General features: G+C 66.7%; 22 protein-coding genes. 8 read left to right on the forward strand and 14 right to left on the reverse strand.

What is annotated here, in order from left to right; all coding sequences use genetic code 11:
- Window positions 1-11: 11 nt before the first annotated feature.
- The 4 genes from BN13_RS03410 to BN13_RS03425 form a co-directional block, all read right to left on the reverse strand.
- Window positions 12-701, reverse strand: coding sequence for a lysophospholipid acyltransferase family protein (locus tag BN13_RS03410; RefSeq protein WP_048544442.1), 690 nt, complete (start codon window positions 699-701; stop codon window positions 12-14).
- A gap of 3 nt (window positions 702-704) precedes the next feature.
- Entirely contained in the window at window positions 705-2,564 is a 1,860-nt protein-coding gene (gene dxs, locus BN13_RS03415) for a 1-deoxy-D-xylulose-5-phosphate synthase (RefSeq protein ID WP_048544444.1), read from the reverse strand.
- An 85-nt stretch (window positions 2,565-2,649) separates the two neighbouring features.
- Complete coding sequence (locus BN13_RS03420; protein ID WP_235433920.1) at window positions 2,650-3,030, reverse strand: hypothetical protein; 381 nt, start codon at window positions 3,028-3,030, stop codon at window positions 2,650-2,652.
- 41 nt (window positions 3,031-3,071) lie between these two features.
- Complete coding sequence (locus BN13_RS03425; RefSeq protein ID WP_084733541.1) at window positions 3,072-5,438, reverse strand: glycogen debranching N-terminal domain-containing protein; 2,367 nt, start codon at window positions 5,436-5,438, stop codon at window positions 3,072-3,074.
- Between BN13_RS03425 and BN13_RS19120 the strand changes: the two genes are divergently transcribed.
- The 4 genes from BN13_RS19120 to BN13_RS03445 all read left to right on the forward strand — a co-directional run bounded on the left by BN13_RS19120 (window position 5,323) and on the right by BN13_RS03445 (window position 9,855).
- Entirely contained in the window at window positions 5,323-6,324 is a 1,002-nt protein-coding gene (locus tag BN13_RS19120; protein WP_162199908.1) for a LacI family DNA-binding transcriptional regulator, read from the forward strand. The two genes, BN13_RS03425 and BN13_RS19120, sit on opposite strands and share 116 nt — an antisense overlap.
- A gap of 41 nt (window positions 6,325-6,365) precedes the next feature.
- The gene (locus BN13_RS03435) at window positions 6,366-7,700 is read left to right on the forward strand and encodes a sugar ABC transporter substrate-binding protein (protein ID WP_235433921.1); all 1,335 of its coding nucleotides are present in this window, start codon (window positions 6,366-6,368) and stop codon (window positions 7,698-7,700) included.
- 140 nt (window positions 7,701-7,840) lie between these two features.
- The gene (locus BN13_RS03440) at window positions 7,841-8,935 is read left to right on the forward strand and encodes a carbohydrate ABC transporter permease (protein WP_048544448.1); all 1,095 of its coding nucleotides are present in this window, start codon (window positions 7,841-7,843) and stop codon (window positions 8,933-8,935) included.
- Entirely contained in the window at window positions 8,932-9,855 is a 924-nt protein-coding gene (locus BN13_RS03445; protein WP_407667833.1) for a carbohydrate ABC transporter permease, read from the forward strand. The genes BN13_RS03440 and BN13_RS03445 overlap by 4 nt, the downstream gene beginning before the upstream one ends.
- Here the strand turns inward: BN13_RS03445 and BN13_RS03450 are convergent, their stop codons facing one another.
- On the reverse strand, window positions 9,856-10,491 hold the full coding sequence (locus BN13_RS03450; RefSeq protein WP_053079706.1) for a helix-turn-helix domain-containing protein: 636 nt from the start codon (window positions 10,489-10,491) through the stop codon (window positions 9,856-9,858).
- Complete coding sequence (locus tag BN13_RS03455) at window positions 10,488-10,922, reverse strand: VOC family protein (RefSeq protein WP_048544451.1); 435 nt, start codon at window positions 10,920-10,922, stop codon at window positions 10,488-10,490. Before BN13_RS03455 ends, BN13_RS03450 begins: the two co-directional genes overlap by 4 nt.
- 232 nt (window positions 10,923-11,154) lie before the next feature.
- On the opposite strand from BN13_RS03455, the gene BN13_RS03460 reads away from it, so the two are divergent.
- Window positions 11,155-12,048 (forward strand): endonuclease domain-containing protein, encoded by an 894-nt coding sequence (locus BN13_RS03460; RefSeq protein WP_048544452.1) that lies wholly within the window; start codon window positions 11,155-11,157, stop codon window positions 12,046-12,048.
- On the opposite strand, the gene BN13_RS03465 is transcribed toward BN13_RS03460, so the two are convergent.
- From BN13_RS03465 to BN13_RS19125, 5 genes are read right to left on the reverse strand one after another with little or no spacing between them, the layout of a single operon-like run.
- Window positions 12,035-12,790, reverse strand: a complete 756-nt coding sequence (locus BN13_RS03465) for an alpha/beta fold hydrolase (RefSeq protein ID WP_048544455.1) — start codon at window positions 12,788-12,790, stop codon at window positions 12,035-12,037. The two genes, BN13_RS03460 and BN13_RS03465, sit on opposite strands and share 14 nt — an antisense overlap.
- 54 nt (window positions 12,791-12,844) lie before the next feature.
- Window positions 12,845-13,285: a cytidine deaminase family protein gene (locus tag BN13_RS03470; protein ID WP_053079707.1), complete on the reverse strand. Its 441-nt coding sequence runs from the start codon at window positions 13,283-13,285 to the stop codon at window positions 12,845-12,847.
- Window positions 13,275-13,823, reverse strand: a complete 549-nt coding sequence (locus tag BN13_RS03475; RefSeq protein WP_048544457.1) for a DUF1697 domain-containing protein — start codon at window positions 13,821-13,823, stop codon at window positions 13,275-13,277. Before BN13_RS03475 ends, BN13_RS03470 begins: the two co-directional genes overlap by 11 nt.
- Before the next feature lie 33 nt (window positions 13,824-13,856).
- Complete coding sequence (locus tag BN13_RS03480; protein WP_048544459.1) at window positions 13,857-14,576, reverse strand: dienelactone hydrolase family protein; 720 nt, start codon at window positions 14,574-14,576, stop codon at window positions 13,857-13,859.
- A gap of 34 nt (window positions 14,577-14,610) precedes the next feature.
- Complete coding sequence (locus tag BN13_RS19125) at window positions 14,611-14,898, reverse strand: hypothetical protein (protein ID WP_157038410.1); 288 nt, start codon at window positions 14,896-14,898, stop codon at window positions 14,611-14,613.
- Window positions 14,899-15,400: 502 nt separating this feature from the next.
- On the opposite strand from BN13_RS19125, the gene BN13_RS03485 reads away from it, so the two are divergent.
- Genes BN13_RS03485 through BN13_RS03495 form a run of 3 tightly spaced genes read left to right on the forward strand, consistent with a single transcriptional unit; the run spans window position 15,401 to window position 17,067 of the window.
- A complete protein-coding gene (locus tag BN13_RS03485; RefSeq protein ID WP_048544460.1) occupies window positions 15,401-15,871 on the forward strand; it encodes a prevent-host-death protein in 471 nt (156 codons plus the stop codon).
- A gap of 2 nt (window positions 15,872-15,873) precedes the next feature.
- A complete protein-coding gene (locus tag BN13_RS03490) occupies window positions 15,874-16,215 on the forward strand; it encodes a hypothetical protein (RefSeq protein WP_048544461.1) in 342 nt (113 codons plus the stop codon).
- 6 nt (window positions 16,216-16,221) lie between these two features.
- Window positions 16,222-17,067: an abortive infection family protein gene (locus tag BN13_RS03495; RefSeq protein ID WP_048544464.1), complete on the forward strand. Its 846-nt coding sequence runs from the start codon at window positions 16,222-16,224 to the stop codon at window positions 17,065-17,067.
- A gap of 81 nt (window positions 17,068-17,148) precedes the next feature.
- Here the strand turns inward: BN13_RS03495 and BN13_RS03500 are convergent, their stop codons facing one another.
- The 3 genes from BN13_RS03500 to acnA all read right to left on the reverse strand — a co-directional run bounded on the left by BN13_RS03500 (window position 17,149) and on the right by acnA (window position 23,315).
- Window positions 17,149-18,609, reverse strand: coding sequence for an AAA family ATPase (locus BN13_RS03500; protein ID WP_084733542.1), 1,461 nt, complete (start codon window positions 18,607-18,609; stop codon window positions 17,149-17,151).
- Window positions 18,602-20,374 carry an ATP-dependent nuclease gene (locus BN13_RS03505; protein ID WP_048544467.1) on the reverse strand — a complete coding sequence of 591 codons (1,773 nt, stop codon included), beginning with the start codon at window positions 20,372-20,374 and terminating at the stop codon, window positions 18,602-18,604. Before BN13_RS03505 ends, BN13_RS03500 begins: the two co-directional genes overlap by 8 nt.
- 271 nt (window positions 20,375-20,645) lie before the next feature.
- Window positions 20,646-23,315: an aconitate hydratase AcnA gene (gene acnA, locus BN13_RS03510; RefSeq protein WP_048544468.1), complete on the reverse strand. Its 2,670-nt coding sequence runs from the start codon at window positions 23,313-23,315 to the stop codon at window positions 20,646-20,648.
- Window positions 23,316-23,408 lie beyond the last annotated feature (93 nt).

A 23,408-nucleotide genomic window follows, 5' to 3' on the forward strand; every position in this document is an offset into this window, starting at 1 on the left:
GTGCGCACTCCCTAGGCAGCGTCGCGCGCCCGGGTCTCCTCGTCGCTCGGATAGCGATCGACCTGCGCCTGACCGGTGAGGCCGGCGATCCGGCTCATCAGCAGATCGGTTACCTCGCGCCAGGCCGCCGGGTCCTCCTCGCGGCCCGCCCACGCCGACAGGTCCAGCGGCGTGCCGTAGTCGATGGTGACCGGACCGCGTCGGATGCCGCCCTTGCTGCCCGGGAGCCGGACGTCCCGGGTGCCGGTGACCCCGACGGGAACGATGGGCACGCCCGTTGGCAGCGCGAGACGGGCGACCCCGGTTCGACCCCGATAGAGCCGGCCGTCAGGTGAGCGGGTTCCTTCGGGAAAGATCGCGACGACACCGCCTTCGGCCAGCAGTCGTCGTGAGGTCTCCAGGGCCGGATTGGCGGCGCTGGCGCTCTGCGGGTCGATCGGCACCTGACCGATCGCCGAGAGGAACCAGCCCAGCAATCGACCGCCAATTCCCTTGCCGGAGTAGTACTTCGACTTGGCAACGAAGATGACCTTGCGCGGCACGCCCATACTGATCCCGACCGGATCGATGAAGGCGATGTGGTTGGACGCCAGGATGAAGGGCCCGCTTTTCGGCAGGTTCTCCCGCCCCCGCCAGCGAAGTCCCAGGAACCACCAGGCGAGCGGACCGAGACCGACGAACTTGAAGAACCAGTACCACATCGGTCAGCGGGCCAGCGCGGCGGCGATCGCGTCGGGGGTCAGCCCGATCTGGTCGAGCACCTGACCACGGGTGGCGTGGTGCAGGAACTCGCGCGGGATCGCAAAGACGGACGTGGTCGCGGGGTTGCCGTCGGCGCGCAGCGCGGCGACGACCTGCTCCCCCACGCCGCCGACCGCGACGTTGTCCTCGATGACCGCGATGCGACCGACGCCCCGCGCCAGGTCAACAAGTTCCGGGGCCACCGGGACGACCCACCGGGGATCGACCACCATGACCTTCTGGCCCTCGGCCGCGAGCTTGCCGGCCACGGTGATCGCGGTCGCCACCATCGACCCAACCGCCACGATCAGCATGTCCGCCTCGGCGCCATCGGTGTGATCCGCGACCACATCCAACGGCCCGATCGAGCGCACCGCCTCGATCGGCGCAGCCACACTTCCCTTGGGGAAGCGGATGACCGTCGGCCCGTCGGCGACATCGACGGCCTCGCGCAGGGCCCGGGCCACCGACTGTCCGTCGCGGGGAGCGTTCAGCCGCAGCCCCGGGATGACCCCGCAAATCGACATATCCCACATGCCGTGATGCGAGGCGCCGTCGGGGCCGGTGATCCCGGCTCGGTCGAGGACGATCGTCACTCCCGCTTGATGGAGGGCGGCGTCCATCAGGAGTTGATCGAAGGCGCGATTGAGGAAGGTCGCATAGACCGCGACGACCGGGTGGAGCCCGGCAAACGCCATACCGCTGGCCATCGTCACCGCATGCTGCTCGGCGATGCCGACGTCGATGATGCGATCCGGGTAGGCCTTGGCGAAGGCACCGAGCCCGACCGGGATGAGCATCGCGGCGGTCACGCCGACCACATCTCGTCGCTCGGCGCCGATCTCGACCATCGCGTCACTGAACTCGTCGGTCCAACTGCGCCCGGCGATCTCGAAGGGCAGGCCGGTCTCGGGGTTGATGACCCCGACCGCGTGGAACTGATCGGCCTCATCCTGGCGGGCCGGCTCGTAGCCGCGGCCCTTCTGGGTCAGGACGTGCACCAGCACCGGGCCGCCGAAGGCCTTGGCCCGGCGCAACGCCGCCTCGAGCGCCGCACTGTCGTGCCCGTCGATCGGGCCGATGTATTTCAGCCCCAGATCCTCGAAAAGTCCTTGCGGCGCAACGACATCCTTGATGCCCTTCTTGACCCCATGGAGAGCTCGCTCCATGGCGCCGCCGACCACCGGCGCCCGCCGAAGGGTGTGCTTGCCCCAGTCGAGGAACTGCTCGTAGCCCTGGGTCGTGCGCAGCGTCGACAAGTGCTCGGCGAGTCCGCCGATCGTCGGGGCATACGAGCGCTCGTTGTCGTTGACCACCAGCACGAGCGGCAGGGACTTGTCGGCGGCGATGTTGTTGAGGGCTTCCCAGGCCATCCCCCCGGTGAGGGCGCCGTCTCCGATCACGGCAACCGTATGCCGCCGGTGCCCGGCGATGGCGCGCCCCTTGGCGATGCCGTGGGCCCAGGAGAGCGAGGTGCTCGCGTGGGAGTTCTCGACGACGTCGTGCGGGGACTCGGCACGGCTCGGGTAGCCCGAGAGGCCGCCTCGGCTGCGCAGTGCGGAGAAGTCCTGCCGTCCGGTGAGGATCTTGTGAACATAGGACTGATGGCCGGTGTCGAAGATGATGGCATCGCGCGGGGAGTCGAAGACCCGGTGCAGCGCGATGGTCAACTCGACGACGCCGAGGTTGGGCCCGAGGTGGCCACCCGTGCGCGAGACCGCGTTGACCAAGAAGTCTCGGATTTCTTGGGCCAGGTCACCGATCTGGTCGGCGGGCACGGCCTTGAGGTCGGCCGGGCCGCCGATCTGCTCCAACAAACTCACCAGTTCAGTCTAGGTTCACCCGGTCGTCACCCGATGGCGACCGCGCCCCAAGCCGCGCAATCGGCACGGAGTTCGCCCACGCTCCTCACAACTTCGGCACAAAGCTCTTGCCCTGCAAGGCCTCGTGGATCAGCCGAGCACCACGAGCAGCCGCGAGCAGGCGCACGCCCTCGTGCTCCAGTCCGTTCATCAACGCCGCAACTCCTTCAGGTGGCACGAAATCGGCCATCTCCACGCGGGCCTCGCGGTAGGCCTGCCGCATCGCGACGAGTTGGGCATCGATATGCCGACCCGTCAACCAGGCAAGGGCCACCGGGTAGCGGCGCCACCCGGCATACGCCCGGTAGTCGGCGGGACAGTGATCGAGCAGCCAGGAGACCGCCGGGACCTCCCACCCCTCGACCTGCGGTGGGGGCACGGCGCCGGGCCACCCCGGGGGTCCCGCCTGCGGTCGACTGTCGAACACAACATCGATATTACCGCGCGCCGCTGACAGTCTGGCAACGATCAGGCGATGTCGACGTTGACCTCGTCCGGCAACCCGGTCACGGTCGGCACCCCATGCCGATCCAGTTCGACGCTGAAGGGGGTCGCCCCCCACCTCAGCCCGTCGACCCGGAGCGTCCCAAACGGGCTCGGCCGCATCGGGCGCAGTCGCAATCGACCGGAGGGGACGTCGGCCGAAATGCCGAGCACCGCGGTGACGATTGTGGCGGCCGAGGCGGCGGCCCAGGCCTGCGGCCGGCAGGACGCCGGATAGGGCGCGGGCTTGTGACCGATGGCGTCTCCGGCAAACAACTCCGGCGCCCGGTAGTCGAGCGGAACGGCGGAGGCAACCAGCCCGAGGGCGATCGGCGCGGCCTGCGTCGACAGCCCCTCCTTGACCATCCCCAACAGCGCGATTGCCGTGTCGTGCGTCCACACCGAACCCGTGTGATAACCGATCGGGTTGTATGCCGCGTTGTCCCGCGACAAGGTGCTGATCCCGAACTCTCCCAACAGATTCGGCGCCGACAACATCTCCACGACGGAGCTCGCCTCGGCCGGAGTCAGCGCGCCGCTGCCGAGAGCGTGCCCCATATTGCTGCCGAGTCCGTCGATGGCCCGCCCATCGCCATCCAACGCCATCGCCAGGAAGCGCTGCCCGTCGCGGTCGACCCAATAGTTCTCCCGAATCCGCTGCGCGAGCGCGTCCGCCCACGCGCGCCACGCGCTCGCGTCGCCCTCCCCCATCGCCTCGACGAGGGCAGCGGCCCCGCGGGCGGCCTCCACGGCATACGTCTGCGCCTCAAGAAGCGCGATCGGCGCGGACGCGATCCGGCCGTCATGGAAGCGCATCGAGTCGCCGGAGTCCTTCCACCCTTGGTTGCTCAAGCCGTGACCGGTGGTGTCGACGTAGCGCAGCAGACCGAGGTCGTTGTCCGCGGCACCGATGATCCACTCCATGGCGGCATGCAGGTTCGGCAGCAGCGCCCGGACGTCGTCGTCGGCCAAGCCCCAGCGCCAGGCGTCGTGCAGGAGGATCAGCCACAAGGGGGTTGCGTCCACGGTGCCGTAGTAGGTCGGCGTGAGGTCGAGGCCGCCGCCGTGGTCGACGAACTGTCCCCGCCGGATTTCGTGCAGGATCTTGCCCGGCTCCTCCGCGGCATTCGAGTCGACGACCGTGCCCTGCCGGCGCGCGAGGGTGCGCAGGGTCCCTCTCGCGAGGGTGGTGTCGAAAGGCAGCAGAAAGCGCGCGGCCCAGATGGAGTCGCGGCCGAAAAGCGTGAGATACCAAGGGGTTCCGGCTGCCGCGAAGACCTCGTCCGGTGCCTCGGGGTCGGTCAGAAGCAAGTGGCGCAGGTCGGTGAGGCTGGTCGCGAAGAGTTGCGTCAGTCGCCGGTCATCCGAATCCACGGCAACCTGGGACCAGTCGACTTCACTTGAGCCCGCATCGGCGTCGAAGTGCGAGCCGGAGCGTCGTTCGGCAGTCACCGTCACGGTGACGGTGACTGGAGTTCCGAGAGTGAGCTGCAGCGGAATCTCCACTACCGACGGAGCGTCGGCGGTGCCGAGTGCGTGGCTGGCGGGGACCGGATCGACGGCAACGGTGGTCGTATGCCGCGCGTCCGCCCACGTCAACGCAAACCCGTCCCCTTGCGTGACCAGAGTCGCCGGTAACAGCTCGCCTCGCAGGTAGCCGCCCTTGATCCGGGACAGCTCCGCCCCGTCGCCGCCCAGTTCCAGACGTAGTGTGGTGCTCACCAGGTCGGCGGCGCGGGAGATCAGCGTGATGGTCTCGGTCAACACCGGCCAGGCCAGCCCCCGGTCGACATGGACCTCGACGCTCGGATCTGGCCTCTCGGCGCCGACATTACGCGCGCAGCTCCAGATGCGGGTGCGGTTGCCCATGGAGGCCGCCTGGATAGCGACCGGCGCCTCCTCGTCCAGGTGGAGTTCGTCGAGGCTGAGAACCCGTCGGTCGTCGACCATCAGCCCGCAACCCGGTTGCCGCAAGCTGCCGGTGCGTGCCGACAGCATTGTGGCCGGGCCGTCGACGGCGATCTCGAGGGCGTGCAGCCAGGTTGGCGGGCCGATGCAGACACGGGAACTCTTCTCGCAAGGGGGCTTGACAGACGGGCACGGACGGTCCAAAGTGAGCAAATCTGATCGTTCAAATACCGCGGAAAAGTGTTTGAACGCCTCAGAGTCAGAGCCAAATTTGGACCATAGCCTGCGATCCGTCAATGAAGAGGGAGCACGGGTGACCGTTAGCCGGGTGACTATTCGCCACGTGGCCGAGGCTGCTGGAGTGTCACGGCAGACGGTCTCCAATGCCCTGGTCCACCCGGAGCGGCTCAAGGCCCCGACCTTGGAGAAGGTCCAAAGCGTCATCGCGGAACTCGGCTACCGCCCCTCCAGCGCGGCGCAGTCACTGCGTTCTCAGCGCACCGGAGCCGTCGGCTTCGAATTGCTCGCGATCGGCTCGGCCAATCGCAACGAGATCATCTACCCGTTCACAGTCGCCTTGTCCGAGATGGCCATCGGCCACAACTGCCACGTTGTCACCTTCAGCGCGGCGGGTGCGCAGAGCCCCACCGAGGGCTACGAGGACATGATTCGCGCCCAAGTGGTCGACGCCTTCATCATCGCCGACACGCACAAGGGCGACCCGCGCCCGGCTTGGCTCGACAAGGCGGGAGTGCCGTATGCCGCGTTCGGCCGGGTCTGGGGTCGCCCCGACATCACGTCGTGGGCAGACGTGGACGGCGCGGCCGGCCTCCGCGACGCGACCAACCATCTCTTCGCGGTGGGATACGCCCAGGGCGGCTACCTCGGCTGGCCGTTCGGCTCCTCGATCGGCGACGAACGCCGGCGCGGCTGGATCGAGGCGACGACCGCGTCGGGCCGATCCCTCGGTCCTGAGGCGCAGGCAGAGCAGGACCTCGACGCGGCGACGGACGCGGCATACGACTTGATCGAGCAGGTGGGCCGGGGTGGCGCGATCGCCTGCGCCTCGGATCTGCTCGCCATGGGTGTGGAGCGCGCCGCGCGACGGCGGGGCTGGGTGCCCGGTCGCGATGTCGGAATGACCGGAATCGACGACTCGAGCTACGCCGGCATGCTCAAGCTCACCAGCGTGTCGCAGCCGGTGACCACGATCGCGGACTACCTGCTCGGCCTGGTTCACAAACGGCTCGAAGGCGGCCCGCCGCCGGAGTCCGGGGCGCTGTTCCGGCCGGCGCTGGTGACGCGGGCTTCGTCCGATCCCAACACCTGAGCGACCTTCTCCCCACCACCACCCGCGGCATCGGGTCCTCGATGCCGCAACGCACCGCCCTGAATGGGAAACACCACATGATGCGCAACCACCGCCGCTTCGCCGCACTCATCTTTGCGACGGCCGGCAGCCTCACCCTGGCCGCGTGCGGCGGGGGCGGCTTCGACAGCTCGTTGTCCTCCACGACCTCCGCCGGGGCGAGCTCCAGCGCCACGGGCTCGTCCAGCGAGACCTCCGCAGCGGTGCCCAGCGGCGTCGCGCTGCGCATGCTCATCGCCTCCTCCGGCGACGCCGAAACCGCTGCGGTCAAGGCAGCGACGGACGCCTGGGGCAAGTCCACCGGCAACACCGTCGAGGTCACTGCGGCCTCCAACATGGACCAGGAGCTCGCGCAGGGCTTCGCCGGTGGCGACCCTGCCGACGTCATGTACATGGATGCCGGCAAGTTCGCGACCTTCGCGCAGCAGGGCTCGCTCGAGGCCTACGGCGACGGCTTCCCCGACAACGACAAGTTCTTCGAGTCCCTGCGCAAGACCTTCACCTGGGACGGCAAGCAGTACTGCGTGCCCAAGGACTTCTCGGCCCTCGCCCTGCAGATCAACACCGACATGTGGTCCAAGGCCGGCTTGACCGACGCTGACATCCCGACCACCTGGGACCAGCTCACCGAGGTCTCCAAGAAGCTCACGACCAAGGACGTCGCGGGCCTCGGCATCGGTGTCGGTATCGACCGTCTCGGCGCGTTCGTCGTCGAGAACGGCGGCTGGTGGCTGTCCGAGGACGGCAAGACCGCGACCGCGGGCGACGCGAAGGTCGTCGACGGCCTGAAGTATGTCCAGGACAACGTCAAGGCCGGCAACTTCAAGATGTCCAACGACCTCGGCGTCGGCTGGGGCGGTGAGGCCTTCACCAAGGAGAAGGCCGCCATGGTCATCGAGGGCAACTGGATCAAGGGCGCGCTCAAGAACGACGCCCCCAACGTGAAGTACAAGTCCGTCGAGCTCCCCGCGGGCCCGGCCGGCAAGGGCACGCTGATGTTCACGCAGTGCTGGGGCTTGGCCGCCGACAGCAAGAACAAGGACGCGGCTAAGGACCTCATCAAGTTCCTGACGACGTCCCAGCAGCAGATGGCCTTCGCCGACGCCTTCGGTGTCATGCCGTCGCGCACCGACGCAGCCGAGGAGTACAAGGCGAAGTACCCGGATGACGCCGCCTTCGTCGCCGGTGGCGAGTACGGCCACGGCCCGATCAACGTTCCCGGCCTGACGGAGGTCGTCGCCGACCTCAACAGCCAGCTGGAGAAGTTCGGCGACGCGGACCTGGCCGCAGTGACCAAGTCCTTCGACGAGAACGCGGCCTCCGCCCTCGGCGGCTGACGCCCCCGCACGGCCACGCCGGGCCGGCCTTCCCCTGCGGACCGGCCCGGCGTGGTCCCCCAGCGACATACCGTCGCGTTGGTCCTTCCCTGGGCCCCGCGATCAGCCCCCACCCGTGATCTGTCCCTCGGGAGTCCCCCATGAGCCGAACCAAATCCGGCGATCCGATGCGTCAGCCCGCTGCGGGCTGGCTGTTTGTCACGCCGATGATCGTCATCGTCGGCCTGTTCCTTGTCGTGCCGATCTTCATGGCGCTGTGGGTCTCGGTCAGCAACTGGTCCGGCCGCGGCACCCCCTTCGGCGGTAACACCCAGTTCATCGGGTTGAAGAATTACTCCGATTTGCTGACCCGTCAGGGCCTCGCGCGGCAAGACTTCATGATGTCGCTGCGCAACACCTTCTACTACGTGATCGGCGTCGTGCCGCTGCAGACGGTGTTGGCGCTTCTGCTGGCAGTGCTGGTCAACCAGAAGTGGCTCAAGGGGCGCACCTTTTTCCGGACGGCGTTCTACTTCCCGTCGGTTGTGTCATCGGTGGCGATCTCCCTGGTCTTCCTGTACCTCTTCGCCGGCTCCGGGGCCGTCAATGCGATGCTGAGCTGGATGGGGGTGCACGGGCCGAACTGGTTCCAGGACCCGCGTGGCCTGATTCACCTTGCCGGTGACGGGCTTGGCCTGTGGGACATGAACAAGCCGCCGTCGGGATTGGCCGACACGAAAATCATGAACCTGTCGCTCTGGGAGTGGGTCAAGGGTCCCAGCGTCGCGATGAGCGCCATCATGTTCCAGGTCATCTGGACCACTGCTGGCACGTTCATGCTGATGTTCCTCGCGGCGCTGCAGGACTTGCCCACCGAGGTCGAGGAGGCCGCCATGGTGGACGGCGCCAACGCGCGCCAGCGTTTCTGGAATGTCACCGTCCCGCACCTGCGCCCGACGATCTTCCTCGTCATCACCCTCGGCATCATCGGCACCTGGCAGGTCTTCGACCAGATGTACGTCATGAGCAAGGGTGGCCCGGCGAAGACGACCTTGACCCCGGCATATCTGTCGTATCAGGCAGCTTTTGAGTCCCAGAAGTGGGGCCGTGGCGCGGCGATGGCCTTCCTGCTGTTCCTGCTCATCTTCCTCATGACCCAGGCGCAGCGCTGGTTGTTGCGCGACAAGGACGAAGCGGCGGCCAAGAAGGTCGCCAAGGCCCAGGCCAAGGCGGCCAAGAAGGCGGTGGCGGCATGAGCGATATGGCACCAGACGCGAAGTTGGTCGCGGCCGAGACCCAGGCGGTCCTCAAGACCAGCAATGCCGTGGATGGGGGGCAGGTCGCCAACCGCTCCAGCGGGACCAAGAAGGCACTCTTCTACACAATGCTGGTCATTTTCGCGCTGACCTACATCTTCCCGTTCATCATCCAGTTGGTCACCTCCTTCAAGACCAACTCCGATGCCGACAAGCACCCGCTGAACCTGGTGCCGCAGCCGTTCACGACAGGGGCCATCGAGCGGCTGTTCCAAACCAACTTCCCGATGTGGTTCTTCAACTCGGTGTGGGTCGCGGTGATCGTGACCCTCGCGCGGGTGTTCTTCAACTCGATGGCCGGCTATGCGCTGGCGCGGTTGAAGTTCCGCGGACGGGAGGCGCTGTTCACGGCCATACTCGCCGTGATGTCGGTGCCCGGGATCGTGCTCCTGCTGCCAAAGTTCCTGGCGCTGAAGTATTTCGGGATCTACAACACCCCCGCGGCACTCGTCGTGCCCTTGATGTGTGACGCCGCCGGGGTCTTCATCATGAAGCAGTTCTTCGAGTCGATCCCGCCGTCAGTGGAGGAGGCCGCCCGCATCGACGGGGCCGGGACCCTCCGAACCTTCTGGTCGATCGTGCTGCCGATGGCGAAGCCAGCCCTGATCACCTTAACGATCCTGTCCTTCCAAGGATCGTGGAATGAGTTGGGGCACTTCATCATTGCCACCGACAAGGAGAACCTCTACACCCTGACCCGCGGCATCGCCAGCTTCACGACCGGCGGTCTGGGCTCGGGCACGGAGTTCCCCATCAAGATGGCCGGGGCGTTGATCATGACGATTCCGACCGCGATCGTGTTCATCGTCTTCCAGCGGTTCTTCACCCAGGGCGCCAATGCGGGGGCCGACAAGGGCTGATCAGGTCACGGCCCTGTCGGACGGCGGGGCGAGCGCAACGACACGGACGAAGGTGACCACCTCGTCCGTGTCGTTGCGATAGGCCTCGTCCGTGTCGTTGCGATAGGCGTAGGCCCGGTCGCTCAGCAGGCGAGCCGACTCACCTTGGTGGACGCGCTGGTCTGCGCCCTCCGCGACCAGGGTCAGGGTGCCGCTGAGGACCGCGAACAACTCCTGTGACCCGGTGGGGTCGGGGCGGCCCGAATAGGACTCACCCGGAGCGAGCCTCCAGTGCCACAGGTCCGCGGTCCGCTGTCCACTCGTGGCGACGAGGAGGTAGGCCGCGCTCCCACCCGGGCTGTGCCACACCAGCCGGTGGTGTGCTGCCCCGACGACAGTGACCGGCGACTCGGCGGGACCTTCGTCAAGCAGGTCGGTGAAGTCGACGCCGAGGGCTCGGGCAATCCCAGTCACCGTGACCAGGCTGGGGTTGGCCTGCCCATGCTCGATCTGGGTGAGCAGTCGCCGGCTGATCCCGGCCCGATCCGCGAGTTCCTGGACTGTTTGGCTGGCCAGCTTGCGCCGATCCCGGATCCGGCTCCCGACGAGGGTGAGAAAATCGTTCTGGAGCCGGCCCGGGGAGGCGGGAATCGTCATACGGCAAAAAGCTGGTCGAGGTCGGCGAACGCCTTGAACTCCATCGCGTTGCCGGACGGGTCGAGGAAGAACATCGTCCACTGCTCCCCCGGCTCGCCTTGGAAGCGGACGTAGGGCTTGATGACGAAGTCGGTACCGCGCTCGGTCATGCGGCTGGCGAGTTCCTGGAAGCGCTCGACGCTGAGGACGAGGCCGAAATGCGGGACCGGCACCTGATGCCCGTCGACGAAGTTGTGGCCCGCGACGGGCGCGGTGTAGTCGTCGACCATGTGCGTGACGACCTGGTGGCCGTCGACATTCCAGTCGGTCCAGCGCTCGTCGGACCGGCCGCGGCCGAAGCCCATGACGTCGCCGTAGAACGCGCGGGCGGCATCGATGTCGCCGACGGGGATGGCCAGGTGGAAGGGGGGAAGTACCGCCTGAGTGCTCATGATGAGAACTATAGTGCGCAAATTGCCCCGCGCGCGACCTATCGCGGACATTTGGGATACCAATGCACGTCCGTATGCCGCGCCGCCGCGCCCCTGGAGGCGACGGCGCGGCATACGTATTCCAAATGTCCGGGCAGTTGTCCCCAGAGTCCGGGAGGCGAGGATTGGCGGCTGTCCACAGGGGGCGGCGGGAGAGGGTGACCCGGGGCGCTCCCCGGCCCACTCTTGTCGTATGGCCGTGTATGACACCCTCGTGCGGATGGGCGGGCTCGCCTCCTTCGGCGAACTCAATGCCGTGCACTCGCGCCGGGAGATCCGGGCGGCATTGGTCGGCGAGGGGATCCTGCGGACCGGCCACGGTCGGTACGCGCTCGCGGCTATCGCGGGACACGCCGTGGTGGCGCAGCGGCATACGGCAGTCTTGTCGGACTTGAGCGCCGCCCAGGCGTGGTCGTGGAAAGTGACGTTTCCGCCGGCACTGCCTCGGTTGATCGTCCCGCCGGGCAGGGTCGTTCGTGATCCGCGCGTCGCGAGATTCCGGCACTCGCCCACCAGCCCGTGGGAGCGGGCGAACGGACTGACGTCGCCGCTGCGCACGGTGATCGACTGTGCCCGAATCCTGCCCTTCGACGAAGCCCTGGCGGTGGCGGACTCGGCCGTTCGGTCCGGCAGTGTCGAGGTTGCCACGTTCCAACGCGCCGCGGTGCGTACCCGAGGACCGGGCTGTGGGCAGGTTCGCCTGGTGGCACAGCACGTCGATGGCCGCGCCGACAATCCTTTTGAGTCGTGTTTGCGGGCGATCGGCATCGGGATTCCGGGGCTGCGGCTGCAGCCGCAACTCCGCATCGAGAGTGCGGGCTTCTTGGCCGTGGTCGACTTGGCGGACCCATCGGTGGGCCTGGTGCTGGAGGCCGACAGCTACGAGCACCATGGCGACCCATCCGGGTTCGTCCGCGATCGGCGACGCTATGCCGGCCTGACCGCGCTCGGCTGGCACGTCCTGCCGTTCGTCTGGACCGACGTCATGCACCGTCCGGAGTGGGTGAGGGCGACCGTCGAGACTTGGCTGGCTGCCCAGGCCCGCCGCCGGGAGGCATTACGGGCGCGCGGTCTCAGTCAGCGATGAAGGCGTTGACCCGGGTGGCGAGGGCGACGGGGGTCTCGAACATCGGATAGTGGCCGGCGTTGGGCATAACGTCGACCGTCGCGTTGGGGAAGTGGGGCTTCCACGTTTGATTGACGGTCTCCGCGCCCAGGGCTGGGTCGTGTTCGCCGGGGATGACCAGAATCGGCGTCTCATCACCTGCGACCTCGGCGAGGAAGTCGGCGTTGACCCACGCGTCGACGGCGCCACGGAATGCCTCCACCGTGGAGTGCTCCCGGGACCAGTTGACGATCGACTGGATGAACTGCGGCGTCAGGCGATTGCCGGTCGTGAAGTCGACGATGCTGAACCGCTTGCCGTCGTCGTCCGGCGCGCCGAAGAAGAGATCGTGACCGGCCTCGTCCAGGGGGGTGGGGGCGGCGCCGACCGGGGTGATCCCGATGAGCTTGTCGACGCGCTCGGGCGCTTTGGCCAGGACGCGCAGCACTTCCGCGCCACCCATGGAGTGGCCGACGAGCGAAAACGTCTGCGCGCCAAGCTCGTCCGCGAGCGCCAGGACATCATCGGCGACTTCGTCGAGGGTGAAGTCGCCCGTCTCAGCGAGGCGCGCGCCATACCCCCGATTGTCGGTGAAGACCCAGGTCGCGGCCTCCGGGTCGAGATAGTCGGGGAAGAGCCCCCAACCGTCGGCCGACCCCAGCCAGCCGTGCAGCAGGAAGACCGTCTTCGGGCCGTGGCCGACGGTGCGGTGGGGGATGGACATTGCGGGACTCCTTCGTCCGTGAGTGGCTTCTCCGAATCTAGTCCGCCCGGGCAGTCAGAACGCGGCGTCCAGTGGCGCGGGCCACTCGTGGCTGGGGATGAGGTCGGCCAGAGCCGTCGCCTCGTGGTCCCCGAGGATGACGCGGGTCCGGTGGAGGTTGTCGGGGTGGACCTGGCTGACGAAAAGCCGGCACCGACCGCACGGCGGCAAGACATGCAGGCGGCCGGTACCTGGGTCGCGCCAGACCGCGACGATGCGGGCGATCCGCTGCTCGCCTGCCGTGACCATCGCCCCAATGGCCGCCGCCTCGGCGCAGAAGCCGGTGCCGCATGGCGTGTCGATGCAGACTCCCGGGAAGCGTCGCCCGTCCGGCGTCTCGGCGATGGCGGCGACATTGCCGAAGAGCCGGCCAGCGATCTCTATCGGATTGAGGTATGCCGCGGCCCCGCGGATCAGATCGGCATGCGTTGCCTCGTCGGTCGAGTCAGTCGACATCGGTGCACCACTTCTCGGCAACGGTCGTCAGGACCGCTCGGGTGCGGGACGTGCCCACCCCAAGCGCGCTGAATTGCTTGGCGCGGAAGAGTTTTGCCGAGTGAATGTTACCGTGGAGCAGCGCATGTGCGGCGCGTCCGTCTACGACGCACCGCTCCCCCTCGACCTCCAGGGCCTGAACGGCGGTGGCCGTAGCGGCGCTCGGCGCGTCCGCGTAGAGCGCGATGTAGTGATTCTTCACCGGGCCGTACTGATCGGCCAAAGCCGTTGCGCGGGCGACGATCGCGACCACCTCTGCTGGGGTGAAAACGACGGTTGGCACCTCGAAGCCGCGGTCTGCGGCATACGCCTGCTCTAGGTCCCTGGCCACGGCGGCGGCGGAGCGCCGCGTGGAGGTCAGCCGGACGTTGCCGGTGTTGAGATAGGTCTCGACGTCGGTCCCGCCCGCAGCCTCGGTGGCCAGCTTGACCGCATCTTTCGGGAACTTCCGCGTTGCGCCGAGATTGATCGCGCGCAAGAAGGCGATGTACGTGGGCATCCCGCCGAGCCTACTGACTCCTGTCGCTCGCTGTCACCGATCGCCGCGCAGGTCCTCAATGGCTTCGGAGGTTGTCCACGACTCGGGCTCGGCCAACCCCGCGAGAGATTTCGTCGGGTCTTTGGCGGGCGCGATCCCGCCCATGGCCCCGCCCCGCAGCTCGTTGTCGAACCGCCCCAGGAAGCCGTGAAGGCGGGCGCGGAGCAGGGCGGCGGAAGCGGCGTCATACTCCAGAGGCAGCCTCTCATCGAAGAACAGGTGACCATTGCCGGGGTAGGTGTAGTCCGAGGCGTCCGAGCCCGCGCGGGTCGCCACCTGCACCATCCCGGCGACATCGCCGTCCATCCACGGGTCATCGATCGTATGGTGCAGCGCGAGCGGCACCCCCGCGCGCCACACGGGCTCGGTCCAGCCCTCATAGAAGCCGCCCCCGCCGACGAGGATCGCGCCGACAACCTCGGGCTTTTGCTGGGCATACTCCTGCGCCATCCCAGCTCCCATGGAGAAGCCGAGGACGATCCGTGGTCCCGTGATGCTGTCGTATGCCGCGTCCGCCGCCGCCTGGATCTCCTCCCGGCGGCCACCGGTAAAGGCGACTGCCTCGGCATACCCGGCCTCGCCACCCTCGAAAGTGCGACCTTCGAAAGGGTCTGGCGCGGTGGCGGCGTGGCCGGCTGCCCGCAGGTCGTCGGCCAGCGCGGCCACTGCGGGTCGCAGGCCGAGGGCGGAGTGCGGGATCAAGACGTCAGCCATTGGTTTCTCCTTGGTCCGGGGTTCTCGGCAGGGCTTAGCGGGCGAACAGACAGAGGTAGCCGCAGGCGATACAGCGTTGCCCAGTGATGTCGATGCGTTCGCGACCGAAGCGTTGCGCGCCGCCGAATAGGCCCTTGTTCATCTCGCCCGGGATCCAGCGGGCGAATCCTTGAGCGGACTGACCGGTGTCCTCCACGAAGCCGGGCTCGAAGTTCGTACCGCTACACCACGGGCATACGGCAGCGTCCGAACGACGGGCGGGCCCACTGCCAGTGGACGAGCCGGGCTGCTGCGGGACCGGGATCTGCTGGTACTCGCTCATGTCCGGCAGCATACGAGGGCGGGCAGATGCCGCTCCCGCAAACAGGTCGCCACAAACAGGTCGACGGGCAGATACACGCCGTATGTCGTCCCGACATACGGCGTGTCTCTGCCCGTCGACCGAGGTTTGGGCGGGGTGTCAGCTCACCAACGAGCGGAGGACGTACTGCGACCTGCTTCCGTAAGCGGAAGTTCGGGCCCCTGGACGGCTCACAGACAGACTCGATTTCGTAAACGCCCAGGTCAGAGGTATATCGACCCAGTACCGCTAGGGCAGCACGTTGACGGGCCGAACCCATCGACGGGAAGCTGCTGCGCTCTCTCTTGCCTGACCGTCTGGCTACCGCACAGGACAAGACCAGCAGACTCATGAATGGGCCCCCTGACAACATCGCCGGCATCAGCGCGCAACGAGGAGCTGTGCAGGAAAGTCGATACGTACGAACTGTGAGAAGCCCTGGGCTGGATGGACTTCCGAATACGTTCCGAATACGATGGGTGGCATGACCATCGCAGCCGACTCCCCCAAGGCCACCCGGCGCTCATCGGACCTGAGCAAGCACTCGGCCGAGGTCTTCGCCGAGGCCGAAGACCACCCCGTCACGGTGACCCGCCGCGACGGCGAGACGCTGGTCCTGATGTCCCAGCGCGAGGCCGACGCGCGCGCCGAGCTCCTGCACATTGCCGCCACGCTCATCTCGGTCACCCTCGAAGACGGACCCCTGACCGAGCGCATGGCGAGTCGCTACCCGTGGATGTACGCGCTCAGCGCCCAAGACCGGGAACAGTGTGCCCGGGATCTCATCGACGCAGCCAGGGCGTCCTTCTCGACGCAGCAGCCGCATCTGGCGATCGCCCAGCTCACCAGCTGGCGCGAGACCGCCACGGCTATCGCCGCCGGCCTGGGCACGCAGCCCGTCGAGTGGCTCGACGAGGACTACGACTCCGCCGACACGGTCGTAGAGCGCCCCTAAGCATGTCCAAGGAGTCCACGGTCCCCCGACCAGCGAAGAAGTCGGAGTACGTGCTGAAATACGCCACCAAGCAGTCCGAGAAGGGCTGGCGCGACCTCGTGGCCACGATCAGGAACTCCATGAGCGAGACCTGGGACTTTCTCACTCGCACGCCCCTGATGAGGACTCCGACCAATTACCCGCTCGAGGGGCCGCTGGGCGTGATCACCCGGAGCGGTCGGACCTTCCAGCGCTGGCAGCACAAGCCCACGCTGAAGGGCACCGCACGAGTGTGGTTCTACGTCGACGGCAACACCGTCTACCTGGAACAGATCCACACTGCACACCCCAACGAGACGAAGTAGGCGGGAATGGGAAGCTTCACCCCGCGCGTGATGCGACTACTCTCCGACCAGCTGACCGGCACGTCCGTGCGCGAGATAGACGCACTGTTCGACGACCGAGGCGTCGCCCTCGGCCCGCCGCAGCCCATGGAGAACGACGAGAGCATCCGGCGCGAGCGGATGCGCCGCTACCTCGTCACCCTGGACCTGCGCGACGCCGCTGACGCTCAGCGGCTGACTGCCGTGCTCGGCGACATGCTGCAGACAATCATCCAGGATGGGTCGGTTGGCTGGGGCAATGACAACAGCCAGCGCGAGAAATGGGTCCGGATCCTGCGCGAGGATGGCTTTGAAGTCGACGAGGCTACTGGCACAGTCCGCCTCGGCCGAGCCGGGACGAAGTTAACCGAGCACGCGCTCAACGCCCTCCCCGACCCGCAGTCCATCCAGGACCACCTGCACAGGCTCGGCGACAGCGTCGACACGGATCCGCGGCTCGCCGTAAGCACGGCCAAGGCACTGATCGAGTCCACCGCCAAGTGCGTGCTCACCGCCCGCGGGCAGACTTACACCAGGGCAGCGAAAGTCCCCGGCCTGGTCAACGCCGCCCAGGACTCGCTCGGCCTCGCCCCGAAGTCGGTCAGCGACGAAGACCGCGCGCTCCGCCAGGCCCTCCAGTCACTGGTCACGCTCACCCAGAGCGTCACCGAGCTCAGGAACAGCGTCGGCATCGACCACGGAGCGGAAGAGGTACCGAGATGGGTTCGCCCGCGACACGCCCGCCTCGTCGTCGGGGCCGCCCAAGTCTGGTGCCAGCTCATGCTCGAGACGCTCGCCGATCCCGATGCGCCCTGGCGTCGCGCGGAAAGTTGATCACATCAGGCCACGCACCCGGCACTCTCGTCACGGACATCTCCGTGCACTGAGCCACCCCGAACGTCGAGTGCAACAAGGTCAGCCGCGGGTTGGTGATTTCTTGTGCGCTTGCATGCGCGCGACCGGAAGAGTGCTGGAGTCGCTTATGACCGTCACCGACTTCGACCCTCTTGTGAGTGCTACGTACAGTTCCTGCGCTCCGTACGCCGTCGGGTCGAGAATGATCACATGGTCGTATTCGAGGCCCTTGACGAGTAGCGGCCGGGAGACCACTCTCGCTGCTGCTTGGCGACCGGCGGCCCTTGTATGGCTCCTCGCCAGGTGGAGCGCCTCGGTCACCGTGCATCCGTCCGCGGCCGCGGCGGCGAGTGAGCGGGAGACCTCGTTCCACGCTTCACGGCAGTGAATCGAGACTCCCTGAAGATCGCCGAGCAGCTCGAAGGCTGTGCGCACTGTTGTGGGAGTGGGCTGTTCGCGGACACGGACTACGGCCTCGTAGGTGGGTTTCAGATCTTCGTCCCGCGTGACGAAGGAAAGGCCGTTGAGGAGCCGCTTGCGCTTGGCGGAGCTTATGTGAGTCGGTATGCCAACACTGCACTTTGCGGCGAACTCGACCACTGCATGGGCGACCGCGGCCCCGCTTCCCGTATCCACCTTCGCCGCGAATGCCAAGGTCGCCTTCTCGTCGAGTGCTTCCATGACTGTGTAGCGACCGCTCAGCTTGCTCGCCGCCGAGACGCAGTCGTGACGGAATCGGCCCAACACTGCGATAGTGCCCTCTTGTCCGAGCGCCTTCATGCACTCAGAGACGAAGGTCCGATCATCCGACTTCCGCACCCAACGGACAGGCGTTCCGCTGAAGCTGATCGGCATCCCGTCCGTCAGCTCGGTTCGAATGTCGACGAGCCACTGGCCGAGCTCGGCATGATCCGGCTCCCACCTACGCGGCCGGTGGTCCACGACGACTTCGGGAAAGTTTGGAAGCACGTCCGAGTCCCAGTCCACGGGCGGCGTCTCACCGAACGTCAGGAGGCTCTGGAGCGGATCGCCGAGGACAGTGGTTGGTATCGAGCCAGACAGCGAGAGAACGAGGTTGTGCTGATCGAGCACACAGTCGTGATACTCGTCCACGAACAAGTTCGTGTAACTGAGCCGCAACATCTTGGCCACTGCAGGGGTGCCCGCCGCCCGAGCAGCGGCGAGGTGGTACTCAGTGGACCTGGTCCAATCTGGAATCGTCGGCACAGCGAGGCCGGCCAAGTCAGGAAAATGCGCGATCAGGTCGTAAGACCACGAGTCGATCGTCCGGACGACGAACCGGTCCCTCATCACGCCGAACTTCTTCATACGCCGACGAAGCGCGTCCACTCCGGCGTGCGTGTGCGTGAGGACCAGACTCGTCCCGCCACGGTGCACGGCTTCCGCGACGGACGCGGCAATGAGCTCGGTTTTCCCTGCACCAGCAGGCAGCGTAACCGAGCAGGGCTGCACAGCAAGCACGGCTGCCACGGCATCTTCGATGCAAGGGTCGTCATTCATCGGAGGACGGAACCACGTAGTCTGCGGCACCAGAGGTGGCAGCGTCCGGGTACGCGAAGTCACGGAGCCCCTCGAACACGCTCATCACGTGCGTATCAGCCAGCTCAGCCCAGTGCGCGATGACGACGCCGGCCAACTCTTCGCCGCGGTCTTGTCTCTTGAACCACTCCTTCTTCTTCACGACCGCCGCGTCGGCGATCGCCGAACGCAGCGCGCACTCGTCACCTAGGGCTTGTTGCAGCCAGGTAGCGACTTGGGTTCCTGTCAGCCCAGCGCCGTCGAGCTTCGCAGCAACTGCGGCCACTACAGATTGCTCGCCTCGGAACTCCACTGCGAGATCAACCACTTCCTGGACTCCCGCTAGTGGGAGCACCCGGACAATCTCGTGCTCGATGTTGCAACCCTCAGACCATCGATGCACTGCGACTCCCGCCGCCTCGGTGCTGGTTACGCGGGGGTCGATCCCCCGGTCGTCATTGTCCAGCAGTGCACACGTTAGGTAGCCGAGGCACTGGAAGTTCCGGGCTCGCTGCAGCGACTGGGCTCCACCTCCGCCGTCTACGAGGACGGCACCTGTGGCCACTGAGCTGTCCATTCCCGCGCTCAAACGCTGCTCGTCCCAGTGCCGAAGCAGAGCCCGCAGGACGCCGACTTCTGTCGCTCCTTCCATCACCATGACTCGTCGGCCGAGCAGTGCATCCGGCGCACTTCGCAGCGCTCCTTGGACATTGTCGAGGTCATCCGGAACAGACCTGCAACTGGTGCTACCGGCCCCATCGGCATGGACGACTTCGATGTCCACAGCACTCAGGGCCGTCACCGCTACGGGCGAGTGGGTCGTCATGATGATCTGGAGCTTGTCGGCCTGCGTTCGCTGCCGCAGACGGTGAAGGGCCTGAGCCAGTCGATGAGGCTCAAGCCCGTGCTCGATCTCATCGATCGCGATGATCGAGCCATCTTTCATAGACTTGTCCTGGATGGCCAGGCTCGTCAGCCGTCGAGTCCCGAGCCCAAGGCTCGACAGTGGCACCTCACCGTCGTGCAAAAGCAGCGCGTGGGTAGAAGTCGAGGAGCCCGGCTCAAGGCCGGGTCGCAGTTCACCAAACGACGCCGCCCCGAAGGTGCTGGCCGACTCCTGCGCTGCCGCGGCTGCCTGGTGGAGCGCGTTCGGTTCAGCTTTGAAAACCGCAGTGCGCGCGTCGCGATGCGCATCGAGAATCACCGACGAAGCGCCATCGCCGCCGGCGGTAAGCCCAGACAGTGCCGAACCACGAGCCCACCGGAAGTGGAAATCGGGTCGTTCACCGAGCCGGAAGAAGCCGAGCTGCCGCCTCTGGCTCGCCGAGATCGGGCGAGCGTCATCGGACTGAGGGCGTATGACTTCCCAAATGGGGTCGAGATCCGGAGTCACCGTCAATCGAACGACGAGGCACTCCTCGGCATCATCGACGGGATCATGTACGAGCTTGCCATCAGGCATCAGTCCCGAGCGGTCCTTGCCGAGCTGGCTCTCCTTGACCAGGTTGTCCGGAAGCTCGGTAACGACTGCCTCGATAACAATCTCACTCGCCAAGTCGAAGTTGTAGAAGTCCGCGTCGGTGAACTGTGGGTTGTAGCTCGGGCTGAGCACCAGTCCGATCGCATCCAGCAGCGTCGTCTTAGTACTGTCGCCCGCACCGACGAGTGCCACCAGCCGTCGGTCGATCTTCCAATCCGCACGCTCGATACCGCGGAAATGCTCGATCCGAAGTCTACGAAGCATCATGCGAAATCCCCCAGCTAAGTCGGTCGGTTCAGTTCCCCGACGGGCTTGGCCAATGTCGATTGTGTGCTCACCAGGCGTCCCCGCAACAGGATCTCAGGCCGGCTGGCTCCTTGGGGGCCGATTCGAACCCCTTGAGCCAAGGCTTCGTGCGCCGTGGGTGCACCACGCGCCCCGTCAGACCGAAGCCTGACGGGGCGCGTGGTGCGAGAATCTCAAGTGAGTAACGCCGGGCGTGTCAGCGTCCCGATGCCTCGTTCTGGAGTTGGCCAGCTCAACTACCGCTGATTTGGCGCAGGACGTACTGCAGGATGCCGCCATTGCGGTAGTAGTCGGCCTCACCGGGGGTGTCGATGCGCACGACCGCGTCGAACTGCGAGGTCGAGCCGTCCTCGCGGGTCGCGACGACCTTGACCGTCTTGGGCGTGGCGCCCTCATTGAGCGCCTCCACGCCACTGACCGAGAAGGTCTCGGTGCCCGACAGGCCGAGCGACTCGGCGTTCTGGCCCTTGGGGTACTGCAGCGGCAGCACGCCCATCCCGATCAGGTTGGAGCGGTGGATGCGCTCGTAGGACTCCGCGATGACCGCACGGACGCCGAGCAGCGCCGTGCCCTTGGCCGCCCAGTCGCGCGAGGAACCCGAGCCATACTCCTTGCCCGCCAGGACGACGAGCGGGACGCCAACTGCCTGGTATGCCGCGGACGCGTCATAGATCGTCGTCTGCGGCGCGTCCGCCTCGAGGAAGTTGCGGGTGAAACCGCCCTCGACATCGGTCAGGAGTTGGTTGCGCAGGCGGATGTTGGCGAAGGTGCCGCGGATCATGACCTCGTGGTTGCCGCGGCGCGAGCCGTAGGAGTTGAAGTCGCGCTTGTCGATGCCGTGCTCGGTGAGGTAGACCCCCGCCGGCGAGTCCGCTTTGATCGAGCCGGCCGGGCTGATGTGGTCGGTGGTCACCGAGTCACCCAACTTGGCCAGCACGCGCGCTCCGGCGATATCGGCGACGGGAGCGGGCGTCATACCCATGCCCTCGAAGTAAGGAGGCTTGCGGACGTAGGTCGAGTCCGACTCCCAGGCGAAGGTGTCGCCCTCGGGGGTCTCCAGGCCCTGCCAGCGCTCGTCGCCGGCGAAGACGTCGGCATAGTCCTTCTCGAAGAGCTCGCGCGAGAGGGAGGCGCCGATGGTGGCCTCGACATCCTCGGGCGAGGGCCAGATGTCCTTGAGGAAGACGTCATTGCCGGCCTCGTCCTGGCCGAGCGGCTCGAGATCGAAGTCGAAGTTCATCGTGCCGGCGAGCGCATAGGCGATGACCAGCGGCGGGGACGCGAGGTAGTTCATCTTCACGTCGGGGTTGATACGGCCCTCGAAGTTGCGGTTGCCCGAGAGCACCGCGGTGACGGCGAGGTCGCCCTTGTTGACGGCGGCCGAGACCTCTTCGGGCAGCGGTCCAGAGTTGCCGATGCAGGTGGCGCAGCCGTAGCCGACGAGGTTGAAGCCGAGCTTGTCGAGATAGGGCCACAGGCCGGCGGCCTCGTAGTAGCCGGTGACGACCTTGGAGCCGGGCGCCATGGAGGTCTTGACCCACGGCTTGACGGTCAGGCCCTTCTCGGCGGCATTCTTGGCGAGCATGCCCGCGGCCATCATCACGCTCGGGTTGGAGGTGTTGGTGCACGAGGTGATCGAGGCGATCACGACGGCGCCATCCTTCAGGCCGTATGCCCCGGTCGGTCCGGTGACCGCTTCCTCGCGCAGGTCGCCGTCGACGCCATAGTTCTTGACATCGAGCGCGAACTGAGACTTGGCGTCGGACAACACGATTCGGTCCTGCGGGCGCTTCGGGCCGGCGATGGACGGGACGACAGTGCCGAGGTCGAGTTCGAGCTTCTCGGAGAAGCGGGGCTCGGCCTGCGGGTCGAGCCACATGCCCTGCTCCTTGGCATACGCCTCGACGAGAGCGATGGACTCTTCGGAGCGGCCGGTGAGGCGCAGGTAGTCGAGGGTGATCTGGTCGATCGGGAAGATCGCGCAGGTCGAGCCGAACTCCGGGCTCATATTGCCGATGGTGGCGCGGTTGGCGAGCGGGAGGGCCGCGACGCCTTGGCCATAGAACTCGACGAACTTGCCGACGACGCCGTGCTTGCGCAGCAGGTCGGTGATCGTCAGGACGACATCGGTGGCGGTGACGCCGGGGTTCATCTCGCCGGTCAGCTTGAAGCCGACGACGCGCGGGATGAGCATCGAGACGGGCTGTCCGAGCATGGCCGCCTCGGCCTCGATGCCGCCGACGCCCCAGCCGAGGACACCCAGACCGTTGACCATCGTGGTGTGACTGTCGGTGCCGACGCAGGTGTCGGGATAGGCGAGGCCATCGCGGACCATCGTCACGCGGGCGAGCCGCTCGATGTTGACCTGGTGGACGATGCCGGTGCCCGGCGGGACGACCTTGAAGTCGTCGAAGGCGGTCTGGCCCCAGCGCAGGAACTTGTAGCGCTCGCCATTGCGCTGGTACTCGAATTCGACATTGCGGGCGAAGGCATCGGCGCGCCCGAAGACGTCGATCTGGACGGAGTGGTCGATGACCAGTTCGGCGGGGGCCAGCGGGTTGATCTTGGCCGGGTCGCCGCCGAGGTCGGCGACGGCCTCGCGCATCGTGGCGAGGTCGACGATGCAGGGTACGCCGGTGAAGTCCTGCATGATCACGCGCGCCGGCGTGAACTGGATCTCGGTGTCGGGCTCGGCGTTCTCGTCCCAGCCGCCGAGGGCGCGGATGTGGTCGGCGGTGATATTCGCGCCGTCCTCGGTGCGCAGGAGGTTCTCCAGCAGGACCTTCAGGCTGTAGGGCAGGCTCTCGTGTCCCTCGACGGTGTTGACGCGGAAGATCTGATAGCTCTGCTCACCGACCTTCAGCTCGCCCTGGGCTCCGAAGCTATTCGTGCTGGCCACCATTGGCTCCTTCCGACGCCACGCGTCAATTGCCTGAAGTATCTTGACGTCAAGATATCTCAGGTGGGGTCCTGCTGTCGATCCTTCCGCATTCCC

It is taken from the genome of Nostocoides jenkinsii Ben 74 (assembly GCF_001046875.1).
Taxonomy (GTDB): Bacteria; Actinomycetota; Actinomycetes; order Actinomycetales; family Dermatophilaceae; genus Nostocoides_A; species Nostocoides_A jenkinsii.